General features: G+C 71.8%; 15 protein-coding genes. 1 reads left to right on the top strand and 14 read right to left on the bottom strand.

Annotated elements, in window-relative coordinates:
- Window positions 1-30 precede the first annotated feature (30 nt).
- The 3 genes from AC1DIW_RS03035 to AC1DIW_RS03025 all read right to left on the bottom strand — a co-directional run bounded on the left by AC1DIW_RS03035 (window position 31) and on the right by AC1DIW_RS03025 (window position 2,478).
- The gene (locus AC1DIW_RS03035; RefSeq protein ID WP_478106412.1) at window positions 31-855 is read right to left on the bottom strand and encodes an L-threonylcarbamoyladenylate synthase; all 825 of its coding nucleotides are present in this window, start codon (window positions 853-855) and stop codon (window positions 31-33) included.
- Window positions 856-920: 65 nt separating this feature from the next.
- Entirely contained in the window at window positions 921-1,799 is an 879-nt protein-coding gene (locus tag AC1DIW_RS03030) for an SDR family oxidoreductase (RefSeq protein ID WP_478106411.1), read from the bottom strand.
- Between the two features lies 1 nt (window position 1,800).
- Window positions 1,801-2,478, bottom strand: a complete 678-nt coding sequence (locus AC1DIW_RS03025; protein WP_478106410.1) for an NADPH-dependent F420 reductase — start codon at window positions 2,476-2,478, stop codon at window positions 1,801-1,803.
- A gap of 136 nt (window positions 2,479-2,614) precedes the next feature.
- On the opposite strand from AC1DIW_RS03025, the gene AC1DIW_RS03020 reads away from it, so the two are divergent.
- Window positions 2,615-3,205, top strand: a complete 591-nt coding sequence (locus AC1DIW_RS03020; RefSeq protein ID WP_478106409.1) for a TetR/AcrR family transcriptional regulator — start codon at window positions 2,615-2,617, stop codon at window positions 3,203-3,205.
- Between the two features lie 36 nt (window positions 3,206-3,241).
- Here the strand turns inward: AC1DIW_RS03020 and prmC are convergent, their stop codons facing one another.
- From prmC to AC1DIW_RS02965, 11 genes are all read right to left on the bottom strand, one after another.
- On the bottom strand, window positions 3,242-4,114 hold the full coding sequence (gene prmC / locus AC1DIW_RS03015) for a peptide chain release factor N(5)-glutamine methyltransferase (protein ID WP_478106408.1): 873 nt from the start codon (window positions 4,112-4,114) through the stop codon (window positions 3,242-3,244).
- Window positions 4,111-5,199, bottom strand: coding sequence for a peptide chain release factor 1 (gene prfA / locus AC1DIW_RS03010; RefSeq protein WP_442280489.1), 1,089 nt, complete (start codon window positions 5,197-5,199; stop codon window positions 4,111-4,113). Before prfA ends, prmC begins: the two co-directional genes overlap by 4 nt.
- A gap of 98 nt (window positions 5,200-5,297) precedes the next feature.
- Window positions 5,298-5,513 (bottom strand): 50S ribosomal protein L31, encoded by a 216-nt coding sequence (gene rpmE / locus AC1DIW_RS03005; protein WP_442280557.1) that lies wholly within the window; start codon window positions 5,511-5,513, stop codon window positions 5,298-5,300.
- A gap of 170 nt (window positions 5,514-5,683) precedes the next feature.
- Window positions 5,684-7,765 carry a sensor histidine kinase gene (locus AC1DIW_RS03000; protein WP_478106407.1) on the bottom strand — a complete coding sequence of 694 codons (2,082 nt, stop codon included), beginning with the start codon at window positions 7,763-7,765 and terminating at the stop codon, window positions 5,684-5,686.
- Window positions 7,762-9,210, bottom strand: coding sequence for a glycosyltransferase family 2 protein (locus tag AC1DIW_RS02995; RefSeq protein ID WP_478106406.1), 1,449 nt, complete (start codon window positions 9,208-9,210; stop codon window positions 7,762-7,764). Before AC1DIW_RS02995 ends, AC1DIW_RS03000 begins: the two co-directional genes overlap by 4 nt.
- Complete coding sequence (locus tag AC1DIW_RS02990; RefSeq protein ID WP_478106405.1) at window positions 9,207-10,265, bottom strand: HEAT repeat domain-containing protein; 1,059 nt, start codon at window positions 10,263-10,265, stop codon at window positions 9,207-9,209. Before AC1DIW_RS02990 ends, AC1DIW_RS02995 begins: the two co-directional genes overlap by 4 nt.
- Window positions 10,266-10,278: 13 nt before the next feature.
- Window positions 10,279-10,632 carry a response regulator transcription factor gene (locus AC1DIW_RS02985; RefSeq protein ID WP_442280485.1) on the bottom strand — a complete coding sequence of 118 codons (354 nt, stop codon included), beginning with the start codon at window positions 10,630-10,632 and terminating at the stop codon, window positions 10,279-10,281.
- 166 nt (window positions 10,633-10,798) lie between these two features.
- Window positions 10,799-12,922, bottom strand: a complete 2,124-nt coding sequence (rho, locus tag AC1DIW_RS02980) for a transcription termination factor Rho (RefSeq protein WP_478106404.1) — start codon at window positions 12,920-12,922, stop codon at window positions 10,799-10,801.
- Window positions 12,923-13,205: 283 nt separating this feature from the next.
- Window positions 13,206-14,183 (bottom strand): homoserine kinase, encoded by a 978-nt coding sequence (locus tag AC1DIW_RS02975; RefSeq protein ID WP_478106403.1) that lies wholly within the window; start codon window positions 14,181-14,183, stop codon window positions 13,206-13,208.
- Between the two features lie 4 nt (window positions 14,184-14,187).
- Window positions 14,188-15,282, bottom strand: a complete 1,095-nt coding sequence (gene thrC, locus AC1DIW_RS02970; protein WP_442280483.1) for a threonine synthase — start codon at window positions 15,280-15,282, stop codon at window positions 14,188-14,190.
- Window positions 15,282-16,598 carry a homoserine dehydrogenase gene (locus tag AC1DIW_RS02965; protein ID WP_478106402.1) on the bottom strand — a complete coding sequence of 439 codons (1,317 nt, stop codon included), beginning with the start codon at window positions 16,596-16,598 and terminating at the stop codon, window positions 15,282-15,284. The genes thrC and AC1DIW_RS02965 overlap by 1 nt, the downstream gene beginning before the upstream one ends.
- Window positions 16,599-16,646 lie beyond the last annotated feature (48 nt).

The raw sequence follows: 16,646 nt of genomic DNA, 5'->3' as shown, positions 1-16,646 counted from the left end.
TCGGGAGTGGGGCGCGAGCGCGAGCCAACTCTATTGCGTCGTGCTGGAACCGCCGTACGGACCTTCGGTGGTGGACACGTCGCGCCACTCCCCCAGCGTGTGGGTCGCGTCGCCGGCCTCGGCGTCGGGCGCTGTGTCGACCTCCGGGTCGGGCGGGGTGTCGACCTCCGGGCCGGGCTGCGTGTCGGGCACCACGTCGGGTGCGGGTGCCTCGAGCACGGGCTCCGGCACGAGCGCCTCGTCGAGCTCGGCCTGGCTGATGACACCGAGTCGGAGCGTCACCGGGGTCTCTCCGGTGCAGTCGACGATCGTCGAGGGCTGACCCCCGTCGACCGGACCACCGTCGAGGTAGACCCCGACCGACTCCCCGAGCATGCCGACCGCCTCGTCGACGGTGCGGGCTGCCGGGTCGCCCGTCGTGTTGGCGCTCGTGACGGCCATCGGGCCTATGTCCCCGAGCAGCTCGAGGGTGATCTCGTGGTCCGGGACGCGCAGGGCGACGGTGCCGTTCGTCTCCCCGAGGTCCCAGTGCAGTGACGTCTGGGCCTTGAGCACGACGGTCAGCGGCCCGGGCCAGAACCTCTCCATGAGCCGCTGCGCGTAGTCCGGCACCTGCGTCGCGAGCCCCTGGGCGGTGCGCGCGGTCGGGATGAGCACGGGTGGCGGCATGTCGCGCCCGCGTCCCTTGGCGGCGAGGACGGAGGCGACGGCGGTGGCGTCGAAGGCGTCACAGCCGATCCCGTAGACCGTGTCGGTCGGCAGGACGACGATCTCGCCGCGTCGGACGGCCGCGGCCGCGGCCGGGATGCCTTCGGCGCGACCGTCGGGATCGGTGCAGTCGTAGCGCTCGCTCACGGGCCAGAGCCTACTGGCGTCGTCTTGGGCGACGGACGGGGCCGTCGGACAGGCTTCGAGGGGCGTCAGGACGGATCGACGCCGACGAGCTCGGCCGAGATGCGCCACAGCCGTGCCGCCACGTCCGTGTCGTAGGAGGCCCGCGACGACCGCTTGACCTTGCCACCCGCGAAGTAGCGGCCGGAGACGAGCTCCAGCTCCGGCGACGAGGCGAGCAGGACCGAGGTGTCCGCACCTCGCTCGGGGCTCTTCATGAACGGCCGGACCGCGGGGAGCACGAGCCGCATCCACCGGCCGGAGTCCTCCTGCCCGAAGGCGGTCCGGACCACCCCGGGGTGCAGGGCGTTGGCCGTGACCCCAGAACCCTCGAGCCGGCGCGCCAGCTCGTAGGTGAACATGACGTTGGCGAGCTTGGACTGGTTGTAGGCACGCTGGCCGTTGTACCCCTGCGCTCCCTGCAGGTCGTCGAGGTCGATCCGACCCATGGCGTGCGCACCGGACGAGACCGTGACGACGCGCGCCGGGGCGCTGGGCCGCAGCCGGTCGAGCAGGAGGTTGGTGAGCAGGAACGGGGCCAGGTGGTCGACGGCGAAGGTGCGCTCGAGCCCGTCGACGGTCTCGTGCCGGGTGGCCCAGTAGCCGCCCACGTTGTTGACGAGGACGTCCAGACGGGCGTATGCCGCGAGCACCTGGCCCGCGAGCGCACGGACGTCCCGCTGCGACGAGAGGTCGGCGAGGAAGACGTCGACCTCTGCGCCGCCGTCGCGCAGCCGCCCCGCCACGGCGGCAGCGCGCGCCTCGTCGCGCCCGACGAGCCCGACCCGGGCCCCGAGACCGGCCAGACGCCTGGCCGTGGCCAGGCCGATCCCACCGGTCGCCCCGGTGACCAGAACGGTCCGGCCGGCCATCGGGCCAGCCACCGGGCCGGTCGTCGGGGTGCCCATGTCAGCGGACGATCTTGAAGTTGAACGCTGCCGTGCCGAAGGCGCCCATCAGGCGCAGCCACACGGGCAGCAGCATCTCGGTGCCGCGCGCCGTGCTGATGTCCCCGAGGTCGATGACGTCGGTGTGGCCGAACGACTCCAGCAGCTCGGTGACGGTGGCCTTGGCCTCCGCGTCGTCGCCGGACACGAAGACGGAGGACTCCTGCCCGAGGTTCTTCGGGTGGACCATGAGCTCGGCCGTGAGCGTGTTGAGCGTCTTGACGACACGGGCCTGCGGGAAGGCCCGCTGCACCTGCTCGCCGAGGGAGTCGGTGTCCTTGACGAAGAGGGTGGGCGGGAAGCCGTTCGAGAAGTCGAGCGGGTTCGAGATGTCGAGGACGATCTTGTCGGCCAGGTTGTCCGCGCCGGCCGCCTCGAGGGCCGGCAGCGCGCCGTGCCCGCTCGTGGCGTTGACGACGAGCTCCGCCGCTGCTGCCGCATCGGCGAAGGTGGCGAGGGACACCCCTGCGTGGTCCGCCGCCCAGTCCGCGTAGGGCGGGTTGCCCATGCCGTCGTGCTCGGTGCGGGCGAGGGTGGCCTGCGGGTCTCGGGTGCCGATGGTGACCTCGTGGCCGAGGCCGAACAGGCGGGCGGCGACGGTCCGGCCGACCGTGCCGGTGCCGAGGACTGCGATCTTCATGAGGGTCTCCTGCGTGCTGGTCCAAGTGGGCGAGGCAGACAGGATTGTCTACTCTACGTCCAGAAAGTAACAGACAGGTCTGTCTATATGCAAGAATGTGCTCAGGACGCCGCCGCCGCACCACCTGAGGAGCTTGATGTCCACCGCCACGCCGACCCGCCCCAGTGCCGCACGCGAGCGGATCCTCGACGCCGCCTTCGCCCTGTTCTACGCCCGGGGCATCCGCGCCGTCGGGGTCGATCTCATCATCGCCCAGTCGGGCGTGGCCAAGGCGACGTTCTACAAGCACTTCCCCGCCAAGGACGATCTCGTCGTCGCCTACCTCGACAAGGTCGACGGCGTCTGGACCGGCCAGCTCCGGGAGGCGGCGCGCGCTGCGGGCGAGGCCCCCGCCGCGCAGCTGGTCGGCCTCTTCGACGCACTCGGCACGGCGTGCCGGCGCGAGGGCTACCGCGGCTGTGCCTTCATCAACGCCGCAGCCGAGTCGCAGCCGGGCACCCCGGTCCACGACCGGACGGTGGCGCACAAGGCAGCCGTGCTCGGCTGGGTGCATGAGCTCGCGGAGCAGGCCGGTGCGCCGGACCCCGAGACCCTCGCCCGGTCACTGACCCTGCTGCTCGACGGCGGGCTCGCGAGCGGTTCGCTGGACGCCAGCCCGGAGGCCCCGAACGTCGCCCGGGACTGCGCCGCCGCCCTGGTGTCGGCTGCCACCGGCGGCTCCGTCTGAGGCACGTGCGCCCGCCGGAGCCTCGAGGCAGAGACCTCAGCCTGCGCGACTGGCCCGGGTGACGCGCGGGCGACCACCGAGGTCGAGGTGGTCGCTGACCTCGACCCACTCCCCCGTGCGCCCGAGCCGGGCCGGGAGGCTCTCGCCCTGGGAGTCGGCGTGCTCGATCAGCACCAACCCGCCGGGGCGCAGCAGTCCAGCGGCCACCTTCGCGACGGCGAGCGGGATGCCCAACCCGTCCTCGCTGCCGCCGTAGAGGGCGAGCTCGGGGTCGTGGTCGCGCACCTCGGGGTCCAGGGGCACGGCACCGACAGGGATGTAGGGCGGGTTGATCGTCACGACGTCGACAGCGTTCGTCCAGTCCTCGAAGCAGGGCCGCGTCGCGTCTCCCTGCACGAGGTCGACGTCGAGACCGAGCCGGTCGCGGTTGGCAACCGCCCAGGCGTAGGCGTCGGGCGACAGCTCGAGTCCGCGCACCTCGGTGTCCGGCCTCTCGTCCTTGACCGAGAGAGCGATCGCGCCGGACCCTGAGCACAGGTCGACGACCCGGACCGGCTGCGGCCGGTCGAGCGACTGGACCCGGTCGACCTCGACGAGGGCCAGGTCGACGAGCACCTCGGTCTCCGGCCGGGGCACGAAGACGCCTGGACCGACCGACAGCGTCAGCCTGCGGAAGTGGGCCCGCCCCGTGAGGTGCTGCAGCGGCACCCGGGCGGCCCGCTCGTCGACGAGGACGGCATACGCCCCCGGGAGCGTGCGGCCGCCGAGCACCATGAGGCGACGGACCTCGGAGGCCTCGACGCCGAGCACATGGGCGGCGAGCTCGACGGCGTCGACGTCGGCGGAGGCGACGCCGGCGTCGCGCAGGCGCGCGGTCGCCGCACGGACGCCGTCACGCAGGTCGGTCACGCGCGCGGCCCGTCGTGGCCGAGGGCCGCGAGCTTCGCGGCCTCGTCGGCGTCGAGGGCGGACTGGACCACCGGGTCGAGGTCGCCGTCGAGGACGGAGTCGAGGTTGTAGGACTTGTAGCCGGTGCGGTGGTCGGAGATGCGGTTCTCCGGGAAGTTGTAGGTGCGGATGCGCTCGGAGCGGTCGACGGTGCGCACCTGAGACCGCCGTGCGGCGCTCGCCTCGGCGTCGGCCTCGTCCTGCGCGAGCTGGTGCAGGCGCGCCCGCAGGACGCGCATCGCCGCCTCCTTGTTCTGCAGCTGCGACTTCTCGTTCTGGCACGAGACGACGAGCCCGGTCGGCAGGTGGGTGATGCGCACGGCGGAGTCGGTCGTGTTGACGCTCTGGCCTCCGGGGCCACTGCTGCGGTAGACGTCGATGCGCAGGTCGTTCGGGTCGATGGTCACCTCGACCTCCTCGGCCTCGGGCATGACGAGCACGCCCGCGGCCGAGGTGTGGATGCGCCCCTGGCTCTCGGTGACGGGCACGCGTTGCACCCGGTGCACGCCCCCCTCGTACTTCAGACGGGCCCACGGTCCCTCGCCCAGGCCGGGAGAACCCTTGGCGCGCACGGAGACCCGCACGTCCTTGTAGCCGCCGAGGTCGCTCTCGGTGGCGTCCTCGATGGCGGTGCGCCAGCCACGCTGCTCGGCGTAGCGGAGGTACATCCGCAGCAGGTCGCCGGCGAAGAGCGCCGACTCGTCGCCGCCCTCGCCCGCCTTGACCTCGAGGATGACGTCGCGGTCGTCGTCGGGGTCGCGGGGCACGAGCATCCGGCGCAGGTGCTGCTCCGCCTCGGCGAGGCGGACCTCGAGGGAGGGCACCTCGGCGGCGAAGGACTCGTCGTCGGCCGCGAGCTCACGGGCGGCGGCGAGGTCGTCACCGGCCGCCGTCCACTCCCGCGCGGCGGCGACGGTCGGGGCCAGGGCGGCATACCGCTTGTTCAGCGTGCGCACGAGGTCCTGGTCCCCGTGGACGGCCGGGTCGGCGAGCTGCTGCTCGAGCTCGGCGTACTCGTCGAGGATCGACTGGACGGATTCGAGCACGGCAGGCCCTTCGGCTCAGGGACGTACGGGGAGACGGACGGATACGACGAACGCCGGCCCCCGGCGACCGAAGTCGTGGGAGCCGGCGTGCGGGAGACCTACTTCGCGGCCTTCTTGCCGTAACGGGCCTCGAACCGGGCCACGCGGCCACCGGTGTCGAGGATCTTCTGCTTGCCCGTGTAGAACGGGTGGCACTGCGAGCACACGTCGGCAGCGATCTTGCCGGATGTCTCGGTGCTGCGGGTGGTGAACGTGTTGCCACAGGTGCAGGTGACCGTGGTGTCCACGTAGTCGGGGTGAAGGTCCTTCTTCAAGATTGTCTCCTCGAGGTAGTCGGCCGGGTCGGAGTCGTCGCTGGCCACCGTGGTGGGTCGCTCGGCCGTGAACCGGTCCAAAGGAAGAGTGTGCCAGAAAGGCGCACCTCCTCCCAAACGCGCGAGGTGGCCCTGGCATTCCCCGCCCCGTGCGCGTCAGGGCGCCTTCGTCAGGCTCGCACGGTGGCGGGCTGGGCGACGGGCAGCACGACCTGCATCGTCGTCCCCTCCCCCTCGACCGAGGCGATGACGAGCTCGCCGCCGTGACCCTCGACGATGGCACGCACGATGGCGAGACCGAGGCCGGTGCCGGGGATGGCGGCGGCCGTCGCGTTCCCCGCGCGGAAGAACCGCTCGGACAGGCGCGCGAGGTCGGCGGCCGGGATGCCGATACCGGTGTCGTGCACCGAGATGATCGTCGAGTCGCCCGAGCGCTCGGCCGACAGCAACACCTGCCCACCTTCCTGCGTGAACTTCACGGCGTTCGAGCCGAGGTTGATCAGTGCCCGCTCGACCTGCCCCCGGTCGACCCTGACGACGAGGTCGTCGGGGCTGTCGTCGCAGACGAGGTGCACCCCACCTTTGGCCGCGACCGGCTTCATGGTCTCGGTGACGGTGCGCAGCAGGTCGCGGACGGCCACCTCCTCGGAGACCGCCTGCAGACCGCTGATCTCGATCTTGTTGAGCACGAGGAGGTCCTCGATGAGGCCGCGCAGGCGGGTCGCGTTGCGGCCGATGATGTCGAGGGCCACGTGCTGCCCGTCGGTGACGTCGCCGAAGTCGCCGTCGACGAGCAGCTCGAGGTAGCCGCTGATCGAGGTCAGCGGGGTGCGCAGCTCGTGACTGACCGTCGCCATGAAGTCGGTCTTCTGCCGGTCGAGCTCGGTGAGCCGACGCACCTGCTCGTCCTGCATCTGCGACAGCCGCAGCGCCACGATCGACTGGGCGGCGATGGCGCAGCACTGCTGGGCCGCCTGGATCTCGTGGCGGTGCCAGCGTCTCGGGGCGCCGACCATCATGATCGACAGGATGCCGAGGCCGCGGCCGCCGGTGCCGACGGGCAGCATGAGCAGGCTCCGGGTCCCGGTCGCCCGGTGGAAGGCGCGGGCCCTCTCGTCGTCGTAGGCCTGGTGCGCCAGCAGGTCACCGATGTCGAAGAAGCCGGCATCGCGACGCAGCTCGTCGTTGACGGCGCCCACCTGCTGGGCCAGGGACCGCGGCAGCGGCGGCAGGTCGGGAAGGTCCTCGGTGTGCCACTGGAGGCGGTCCTCGACCGTCTGGCCGTCGTCGGCCAGGGTGTAGAGCAGCACCCGGTCGGCGCCGAGACCGGCGCCGAGCTTGGTCGTGACGCGCTGGAGCGCCTCGTGGACGTCGCTGGCCGAGCGAACGGTCCGGCCCACGTCGAGGACGAGCTCCTGCATCTCGAGGACGGCCGCCTGCTGGTCGACGAGACGGGCGTTGGCGCGGGTGAGGTCGTTGAAGTCACGCGCGAGCATCCGGACCTCGAAGGCGCCCTCCTCCTGGTTGGCCATCGAGATGACGTCGTCCTCCGCCTGGCGACGCACCACCTCCCGGAGCCGCGCGAGCGGGCGCCCGACGGCACGATCCATCCCGAAGCCCGCGGCGACGAGCACGAGCATTACCGCGATGGCGACGGCGACGATGACGCCGGACGTGATGGTCGTGGCCTCGCGCGAGTCGACGCGGGCCGCGTCACGCTTGGTCTGGATGCTCGAGCCCAGCGACTCGTTGGTCGTGCGGAAGCGGGCGTAGGCCGCCGACGCCCGGGCCCGGTCGGACGCGGTCGCAGTCGTGCCGGCGGAGACTCCCTGCAGGGACTGCCGGACCGCGACGAACCAGTCGGAGACCGCCGCCCGCTCCTCGGAGACGAGGGTCGCGTAGCGGGCCTGGTCGGCGCTCGGCAGCTCCTCGCTTCGGGTGGCCGCGGCGAGGTGGTCCAGCTCCGCGGCGACGGCGGGCTGGACCGTCAGCGGGTCGAGCGCGGAGGGGACCCCGGCGGCCGCCTGCTGCCACGCCCCCTCGGCACGGGTCATGTCGAGCAGGATCGTGCTGTTGGCCTCGCGTGCGGGTCCGAGGGCCAGGGTGAGCACCCGGACGGCCGCGCCCTGGGAGTGGATCGTCGCGACGGAGATGATCGCGCCGACCGGCACGAGGATGACGAGGATGGCGACGAGCCGCCGGATGTGACTGCCGACCGAGCGCCTCGAGACCCCGGGCAGCGCGCTCGTCACGCCGGGTCCTCGTCGAAGCCGGTCCTGGTCATGACACCCCAGACGTGCTTCTTCCCGCGCAGGCTGGACCACCACCCCTCGAGACGCCACCACACGGTGGCCTGGCGGTAGCCGATGTTCTCGAGGACCGATGCGGCGATGGTCTGCCAGATGGCCCGCCACCGGTCGTGCTTGTGGAAGGCCCACTCGTCGACGACCATCGCCGCCAGGGTCACGAGCACGGCATACCCGTAGGCGAGCACGAGGAAGAGGATCGCGAAGGGGACGTTGACGACGCCGAGCAGCAGGGCGAGCGGGACGATGAGGATGCCGAACAGCTCGAGCAGCGGCGCGATGAGCTCGAAGAGCCAGTAGTAGGGCAGCGCGAGCCAGCCGATGCGGCCGTACTTCGGGCGGAAGAGCATCGACCGGTAGGCCCACAGGGTCTCCCAGAGGCCCCGGTGCCAGCGACGCCGCTGGTTGCGCAGCACCTTGGCCGTCACCGGCACCTCCGTCCACGAAACCGGCTCGGGCACGAACTCGATGCGGTAGTCGCGGCCCTCGTCGAGCAGCTTCTTGTGGATCCGCATGACGAGCTCGAAGTCCTCGCCGATGCTGTTGGGGTCGAGGCCGCCGACCTCGACGACGACGTCGCGGCGGAAGAGACCGAAGGCGCCGCTGATGAGGATGAGGCCACCGAGGCGGGACCACCCGGTGCGCCCCAGCAGGAAGGCACGGAGGTACTCGACGAGCTGGATCCGAGGGATCCAGGTCGGCGGCATCTCGACGCGCACGATGCGGCCCGAGACGACCCGGCTGCCGTTGACCGGGCGGATGGCCCCACCGGTGGCGACCATGCGCGTCGGGTCGTCCGCGAAGGGACGGGTCACGTGCAGCAGGCCGTCGGGCTCGAGGATCGAGTCGCCGTCGATCATCGCGACGAGGGGCTCGCTCGCGGCGTTGATGGCCACGTTGATCGCCTCGGAGCGACCGGAGTTCTCCTTGCGGACCACGACGAGCCTGGTGCGGCCGTCACGCGGGACGAAGATGCCGAGGACCTTCGCCCGGATCGGGATCTCGTGCGGCAGCTCACGGGGCACCTGGACGAGGTCGAAGGCCTGCTCGAGGCGGTCGAAGGTCGCGTCGGTGCTTCCGTCGTCGACGACGACGACCTCGTGCCGTGGGTAGCGCAGCGTGAGGAAGGACTTGACCGCCATGACGATGCCGGCCTCCTCGTTGTAGGCCGGCACGAGCAGGGACACCCCTGGCGCCAGGCCGGCTCCCTGCCAGACCACGGCCGTCGACCGCCGGCGCTGCTGCGCCTGGAACTCGAGGTAGGCCAGCCCGATGATCACGAGGAGGGAGGTGTTGATGAGGATGAAGTAGAGGATGATCGGCACGGCCGTGACGTCCATGCTCCACACGACGAAGGACCGCAAGCCCGAGGTGATCGGTTCCCAGGTCATGCCGACGCCTTCTGGAGGCTGACGAGCAGCCGCGCGGTGCGCACGGCCGGGTCGTCCTCGTGGCCCACCAGGGCGGCAGTGCCGTCGGGGCCCATGGCCAGCAGCGCAGTCGCGGCGAGCTCGGCCAGACGCGGGTCGGAGTCGTCGAGGAGCGCGGTCAGGGCTGGGACCGCGCGGGTCTCACCGAGCTCGCCCAACGCGACCACACAGGCGCGGCGCAGCGCGAGCGGCTCCGTCTCGGCGGTGTGGCGCACGAGGATGTCGACGTCCTCGCCGCGACCCAGACGCCCGATGGCGGTGGCGCTCGTCTCGCGCACCGTGAGGTCGGGGTCGTGGTCGAGCAGCTGCCGCAGCTCGGGCAGCCCCCGGGTGAAGCTGCGCTCGGCGCTGAGGTGGGCGGCGACCATGCGGGTGCGGGCATTGGCGTCAGCCATCCCGCCACGCAGCACGTCCGAGATGCCGACGCCCATCGACTGCAGGGCCTCGGCGGCCGTCGCCGCAGGCAGTCCACGCTCGGGCGCGCCGATCGCCGCCAGCACGGGACCCGCCGCCACGGGGTCACCGATGAGGCCGAGGGCGTATGCCGCACTGTTGCGGACCTCCACCGCCTCGTCCCCGAGCGCCTCGACGAGGAGCGGGACGGCATGCCCGGCGCGAGCCAGGCCCAGCAGCTGGGCCGCGCGCGCCCGCTTCACCGTCGAGCGGCTCGTCAGCTCGACCGCCGCCAGCTCGACGGCGCCGTGGTCCTCGAGCACCTGGACGAGCTGGTCGGCGGGCACGCCACGGATCTTGCTGAGCATCGCGACGACGTTGCGGTCGAGCACGTCACGGGTCACACCGGTCGCCTGGCGCAGCTCGTCGGCGGCAGAGCCGTCGTCGTCCTCGCCCGAGGCCACCGTGATCAACGGCGTTCGAAGCGGTGAGAGCAACACCGCCTCGCGCTGGAGGCGCGCGTGCCGACGTGCACGGACGGCGACGACCAGCAGGACGAGGAGCAGGCAAGCGCCGAGGACGACCACCGTGGCGCCGACCAGAAGGGTCGACCCGATGATCACGGGACCCCGGCGCTCATCGCGCCCTGGCGAGCATGCCGTTGACCCGGTGCAGCAGCTCCCTGGGGCTGAACGGCTTGATGACGTAGTCGTCCGCGCCGACCGCGAAGCCGGTGTCGACGTCGGAGTCCCGCGACTTGGCACTGAGCAGGAGGACGGGCACCGCCCCGAACTCGCTCTCGCGGATCTTGCGGAGGACGTCGATACCCGAGAGCCCGGGCATCATGACGTCGAGCACCGCCAGCTGCGGCGGGCTGGCCTCGAAGGCCTCCCAGGCGCTGACCCCGTCCGGAACGGCCTCGACGGCATACCCCGCTTGGGTCAGCTTGAACTCGACTAGGTCTCGGATGTCTGCGTCATCGTCTGCCACGAGGATACGGACGGGGCTGGCATCAGGGCCGCCGGCAGGCGCAGACATGGCACTCCAGGTGACGATCGGGTGGGCAGCCCTACTTTATGGACATTTCCGTGCAATGCCGACTGAAACGCCGAAAGGGGACGGCGCCCGGTGGCGCCGCCCCCTTTCCAGCGATCGGTCAGGACTCGTCGCCGAGCCTGGACCCGCTCGTCGCCTGGACCTGCGTGAGGAACTCGTAGTTCGTCCGCGTCTTCTTGAGACGGTCGATGAGCAGCTCGATGGCCTGCTGCGCATCGAGGCCGCCGAGGACCCGACGCAGCTTCCACATGATCTTCAGCTCCTCGCTCGCGAGGAGGATCTCCTCGCGACGGGTGCCGGAGCTGTTGATGTCGACCGCCGGGAAGATGCGGCGGTTGGCGAGCTCGCGGTTCAGGCGCAGCTCCATGTTGCCGGTGCCCTTGAACTCCTCGAAGATCACCTCGTCCATCTTCGAGCCCGTCTCGACGAGCGCCGTGGCGAGGATCGTCAGCGAGCCGCCGTTCTCGATGTTGCGCGCGGCGCCGAAGAACTTCTTCGGCGGGTAGAGCGCGGCCGAGTCGACACCGCCCGAGAGGATGCGGCCGCTCGCGGGGGCCGAGAGGTTGTAGGCGCGGCCCAGCTTGGTGATCGAGTCGAGCAGCACGACGACGTCGTGACCCAGCTCGACGAGACGCTTGGCCCGCTCGATGGCGAGCTCCGCGACGGTCGTGTGGTCCTCGGCCGGCCGGTCGAAGGTCGAGGCGATGACCTCACCCTTGACCGCGCGCTGCATGTCGGTGACCTCCTCGGGACGCTCGTCGACGAGGACGACCATGAGGTGGCACTCGGGGTTGTTCGTCGTGATCGCGTTGGCGAGGGTCTGCATGATCATCGTCTTGCCGGCCTTGGCCGGGGCCACGATGAGGCCGCGCTGACCCTTGCCGATCGGGGCCACGAGGTCGATGATGCGCGTCGTGAGCACGTGGGGCTCGGTCTCGAGCCGCAGTCGCTCCTGGGGATAGAGCGGGGTCAGCTTGCCGAACTCGACGCGCTTGACCGCCTCCTCGGAGGTCTGACCGTTGACCGTGTCCAGGCGCACGAGCGCGTTGAACTTCTGGCGGCCGACGCTTCCCGAGGGCTGCTCGCCCTCGCGCAGCGCCTTGACGGCGCCGGTCACGGCGTCGCCCTTGCGCAGCCCGTTCTTCTTGACGATCCCGAGCGGCACGTAGACGTCGTTGGGGCCGGGCAGGTAGCCGGACGTGCGGACGAACGCGTAGTTGTCGAGGACGTCGAGGATGCCGCCCACGGGAACCAGGACGTCGTCGTCGCCCACCTGCAGCTCCGAGTCGTTCCAGTCCTGGCCACCCTCGCGGCCGCGCCCGCGCTTGCGGTCCCGGCTGCGCTGGCGGTTGCGGCTGCGGCGGCTGCCACCGTCGTCGTCGTACGGGGACTGCTGGCCACGACCGTGGTCGTTTGCATGGTCCTGCTGCTGACGGTCCTGCTGCTGACGGTCCTGCTGCTGGCGGTCCTGCTGACGGTCCTGCTGGCGGTCCTGCTGCTGGCGCGACTGCTGCCGGTCGTTCTGCCGGTCGTTGCGGCCACCCTGCTGACGATCACCCTGCTGGCGTTCGGTGCGCTGCTCGCGGTCGCCCTGCTGACGGTCGCTCTGCTGACGGTCGGAGCGCTGCTCGCGGTCGCCCTGCTGACGGTCACCCTGCTGACGGTCGCCCTGCTGACGGTCACCCTGCTGAGCCCGGTCACGCTGTCGGCCGGCGCGGTCGTCGGTGTCGGAGCCCCGCTCCTCGGCCGCCTCGACGCGCTCGGCGGACGGTGCGTTCTGCGCGTCGGCACGCGCTGCCCGCGCCTCCCGAGAGCCCCTCGGGGCACGCTCGGATCGCGGGGCTGAGCCCTCGGCCGTCGCCTCGTCGCGCTCCGGCTTGCGCTCGTTGCGGTCCTCGTTGTGGTCCTCGTTGCGCTGCTGGTCCGGGACGGTCGCGGCAGCCGGTGCCTCTGCGGACGGCTCAGCCGTCGCAGCGGAGCCCGCCGGCCGGCTGACCCGGCGCGTTGCGCGGGCTCGCGTCGCCGGAGGGGCAGCAGGGGTCTCGGCGGAGCCCGCGGACTCCGTCGCCCCCGTCGGAGCGGCCGAAGCCGTCGGAGCGCCGGTCGCCGACGAGCCGCCGGCCTGACGGGCCTTGATCGCCTCGACGAGGTCGCTCTTGCGCATCTTCGTCGTCCCGGTGATTCCCATCGACGACGCGACGCCCTTGAGCTCGTCCAGCTTCATGGCCGACAGGCCAGAGAGTGGACGGGTGGTTGTTTCTGACACGAAGGATCCTTCCCCCTCGTTTGCGGCCCGGGAGACTCCAGCGGGCCGGACTTGGACCAGATGACCTGGCCGTCTGAGATCCACGACGGCGCAGAACGCGCCGAGAGGCACAGAAGATCGCCTCAGTGTGGGGGTGGTGCACCAGCCTGCGTTGTCGCGGCCTGTGGTGCACGCTCAGGGTACCACTCGGGGACCGCCGGCTGGCGGGTAGGCGCCGCTGAGGTCGTGGTCGGGCGTGTGTTCAGCGAACGTGCACCGTGGCGCCGTGCGGCGGCACGGTGGGGGTCAGCCGTTCCCAGTGGGGTGCGAGGTGCCCCGCCTGCACATCCGCGGCGGCCTCGCGGGTGGTGAGGACGAGGACGCTCGGACCGGCCCCAGACACGACCGCGGCATGCCCCTGCGAGCGCAACAGGTCGACGAGCTCCATCGTGGCGGGGTAGGAAGGTCGCCGCGCCTCCTGGTGGAGCCAGTCACGGGTCGCGGCGTGCAGGTGCCCGGGATCGGCCGTCAGCGCGTGGACGAGCAGGGCCGCTCGTCCGGCGCCGGCGGCCGCCGCCGCCAGCGGGACCAGCGCGGGCAGGACGGCGCGGGCGGTGCGGGTCGCCAGCTGTGTCTCCGGGACGAAGACGACCACGTCGACGTCGGGGTGCGGCTCGATGCGCGCCGTCACGGTGCGCTCGCCGCGATCGAGCCCGGTGCCGTCAGGCATCCAGCTGACCGTGAGGCCACCCAGCACGCTCGCCGACGCGTTGTCGGGATGCCCTTCGAGCTCACTCGCCAGGTGCGTAGCCAGGTCGAGATCGACGGGGACGGCGACACCGGGAGCCGGCCACGCGGCATACGCACTCTCGAGCACGCCGAACGAGAGAGCTTGGGCGGCAACGACGCCCGCGACGATGGCGGTCGCAGAGGAGCCTAGGCCACGGCCGTGCGGGACGCCGTTCACGGCTTCGAGGCGGAGACCCGTCGGCGGTTCGACGCCGAGGACGCCCCACGTGTGCAGCATCGTCGCGTACACGAGGTGCCGCTCGTCGGTGGGCACGTCCTGGGCGCCCTCCCCACTGACCTCGATGACGAGTCCGGGGCGCTCGCACGTGCTGACCACGTAGTCGTCCCACAGGCCGAGGGCCAGCCCGATCGAGTCGAAGCCGGGTCCGAGGTTGGCGCTGCTCGCGGGCACGCGCAGGCGGACGGAGCGGCCCGCCGGAACCCGGCTCACGCGGTCAGCCCTCGAGGCCGAGCGCCTGGGCCGCGGAGTACGCGTCGACGGAGACCCGGGTCGGCACGACCTCGTTCCCGTCGGCGGTGCGCAGGGCCCACTGCGGGTCCTTGAGTCCGTGGCCGGTGACGGTGCAGACGATGCGTGCCCCGGGCGGCACCAGGCCGGCTGCGTGGCTCGCGAGCAGCCCCGCGACGGAGGCGGCCGAGCCGGGCTCGACGAACACCCCCTCCTGCGAGGAGAGGTAACGGTGGGCGTCGAGGATCTGCTCGTCGGTCACGGCGTCGATGCGGCCACCGGACTCGTCCCGGGCGGCGACGGCCTGCTCCCACGACGCGGGGTTGCCGATCCGGATGGCGGTGGCGATCGTCTCGGGGTGGTCGACGGGATGGCCGAGGACGATCGGCGCCGCGCCGGCCGCCTGGAAACCCCACATCCTCGGCAGGTGCGTGGCCGGGCCGGGCTGGTGGCTGACCGCCGGGTCGGCGGAGTACTCGCGGTAGCCGCGCCAGTAGGCGGTGATGTTGCCGGCGTTCCCGACAGGCAGGCAGTGGATGTCGGGCGCGTCACCGAGCGCGTCGACGACCTCGAAGCTCGCCGTCTTCTGACCCTCGATGCGGGCCGGGTTGACCGAGTTGACCAGCTCGACGGGGTAGGCCTCGGCCAGCTTGCGCGCGAGGGTCAGGCAGTCGTCGAAGTTGCCGTCGACCTGCAGGAGCGTCGCGCCGTGGGCGATCGCCTGGCTCAGCTTGCCCATCGCGATCTTGCCCTCGGGGACGAGGACGCCGCACGTCATGCCGGCCTTCGTGGCGTATGCCGCCGCCGACGCGCTCGTGTTGCCCGTGCTCGCGCAGATGACGGCCTTCGCACCCTTGCGGGCGGCGACGCTGATCGCGGTCGTCATGCCGCGGTCCTTGAACGAGCACGTGGGGTTGAGGCCTTCGTACTTCAGGTGGACCTCGGCGCCGACGCGCTCGGAGAGCTTCTCGGCATGGATGAGCGGGGTACCGCCCTCGTGGAGCGTGACGACGGGCGCACCCTCGAGCATCGGGAGGCGGTCGGCGTACTCGCGGATGACTCCGCGCCACTGGTGGGCCATCACGAACCTTCCACGCGCATCACGGAGTTGACGCCACGGACGACGTCGAGCGTGCGCAGTCGCTCGACCGTGGACGAGAGGGCCTCGTCGCTGGCGGTGTGCGTGACGATGATGAGGTTGGCCCGGGCGCCTTCGCCGTCACCAGCGGGGACGAGCTGCTGGCGCACGGTCTCGATGGACACGTCGTGGTCGGCGAAGGCCGCCGCCACCTGGGCGAGCACACCCGAGCGGTCCTCGACGTCGAGGCTGATGTGGTACCTCGTCTGCGCGTCACCCATCGTGAGGACGGGCAGGTCGGCGTAGCTCGACTCCCCCGGACCGAGCCCGCCGCCGACGCGGTGGCGGGCGACCGCGACGAGGTCACCGAGGACCGCGGAGGCCGTCGGGTCACCGCCGGCACCCTTGCCGTAGAACATCAGCTCACCGGCGGCGTCGGCCTCGACGAAGACGGCGTTGAAGGCCTCCCGGACCCCGGCCAGCGGGTGGGAGCGCGGAATCATCGCCGGGTGCACGCGGACGCTGACGCCCTTGTCGCTGCGCTCGCAGATCGCGAGGAGCTTGACGACCGCGTCCATCTCGCGGGCGGCAGCGACGTCGGCGGCCGACACCTCGGTGATGCCCTCGCGATAGACGTCGGTGCCCGAGACCCGGGTGTGGAAGGCGAGCGAGGCGAGGATGGCGGCCTTGGCGGCCGCGTCGAAGCCCTCGACGTCGGCGGTCGGGTCGGCCTCGGCGTAGCCGAGCGCCTGGGCCTGCTCGACTGCGTCGGCGAAACCGGCGCCCGTCGTGTCCATCTTGTCGAGGACGTAGTTCGTCGTGCCGTTGACGATGCCGAGGACCTTGCGCACCTCGTCCCCGGCCAGGGACTCACGCAGCGGCCTCAGCAGCGGGATGGCGCCGGCGACCGCGGCCTCGTAGTAGAGGTCGACGCCGTGACGGGCAGCCGCGTCGTAGAGGGCGGGGCCGTCCTCGGCGAGGAGGGCCTTGTTGGCCGTGACGACGGACGCCCCGTGCTCGATGGCCCGCAGGATGAGCGACCGGGCCGGCTCGATGCCACCGATGACCTCGACGACGATGTCCGCCCGCGTGACGAGCTCCTCGGCGTCCGTCGTGAACAACGCCGGGTCGACGCCGAGCGCGGCCCGGTCCCGGCCGGCGCGCCGCACCGCGATGCCGACGATCTCGAGGGGGGCGCCGACGCGCGCTGCCATGTCGTCGGCGTGCTCGACGAGCAGGCGCGCCACGGCTCCGCCCACGACACCCGCCCCGAGCAGGGCGACGCGCAACGGCTGGGGGTCACTCACGGCGCTGTCCACGGCGGCAATCCTGCCGTCTGTCCGCGTGCCGGACGGTCATTGTTTCGC

This window comes from Terrabacter sp. 01T434 (genome assembly GCF_056398545.1).
Note: the sequence above shows the minus strand (reverse complement) of the source record. Positions and strands in the feature narration are given on the sequence as shown.

Bases quoted from the DNA above. Each gene is read 5' to 3' on its own strand.
- AC1DIW_RS03020 (WP_478106409.1), top strand. From the start codon at position 2,615: ATGTCCACCGCCACGCCGACCCGCCCCAGTGCCGCACGCGAGCGGATC.
- AC1DIW_RS02995 (WP_478106406.1), bottom strand. From the start codon at position 9,210: ATGACCTGGGAACCGATCACCTCGGGCTTGCGGTCCTTCGTCGTGTGG.
- AC1DIW_RS03030 (WP_478106411.1), bottom strand. From the start codon at position 1,799: ATGGGCACCCCGACGACCGGCCCGGTGGCTGGCCCGATGGCCGGCCGG.
- AC1DIW_RS03025 (WP_478106410.1), bottom strand. From the start codon at position 2,478: ATGAAGATCGCAGTCCTCGGCACCGGCACGGTCGGCCGGACCGTCGCC.
- thrC (WP_442280483.1), bottom strand. From the start codon at position 15,282: ATGGCCCACCAGTGGCGCGGAGTCATCCGCGAGTACGCCGACCGCCTC.
- rho (WP_478106404.1), bottom strand. From the start codon at position 12,922: ATGAAGCTGGACGAGCTCAAGGGCGTCGCGTCGTCGATGGGAATCACC.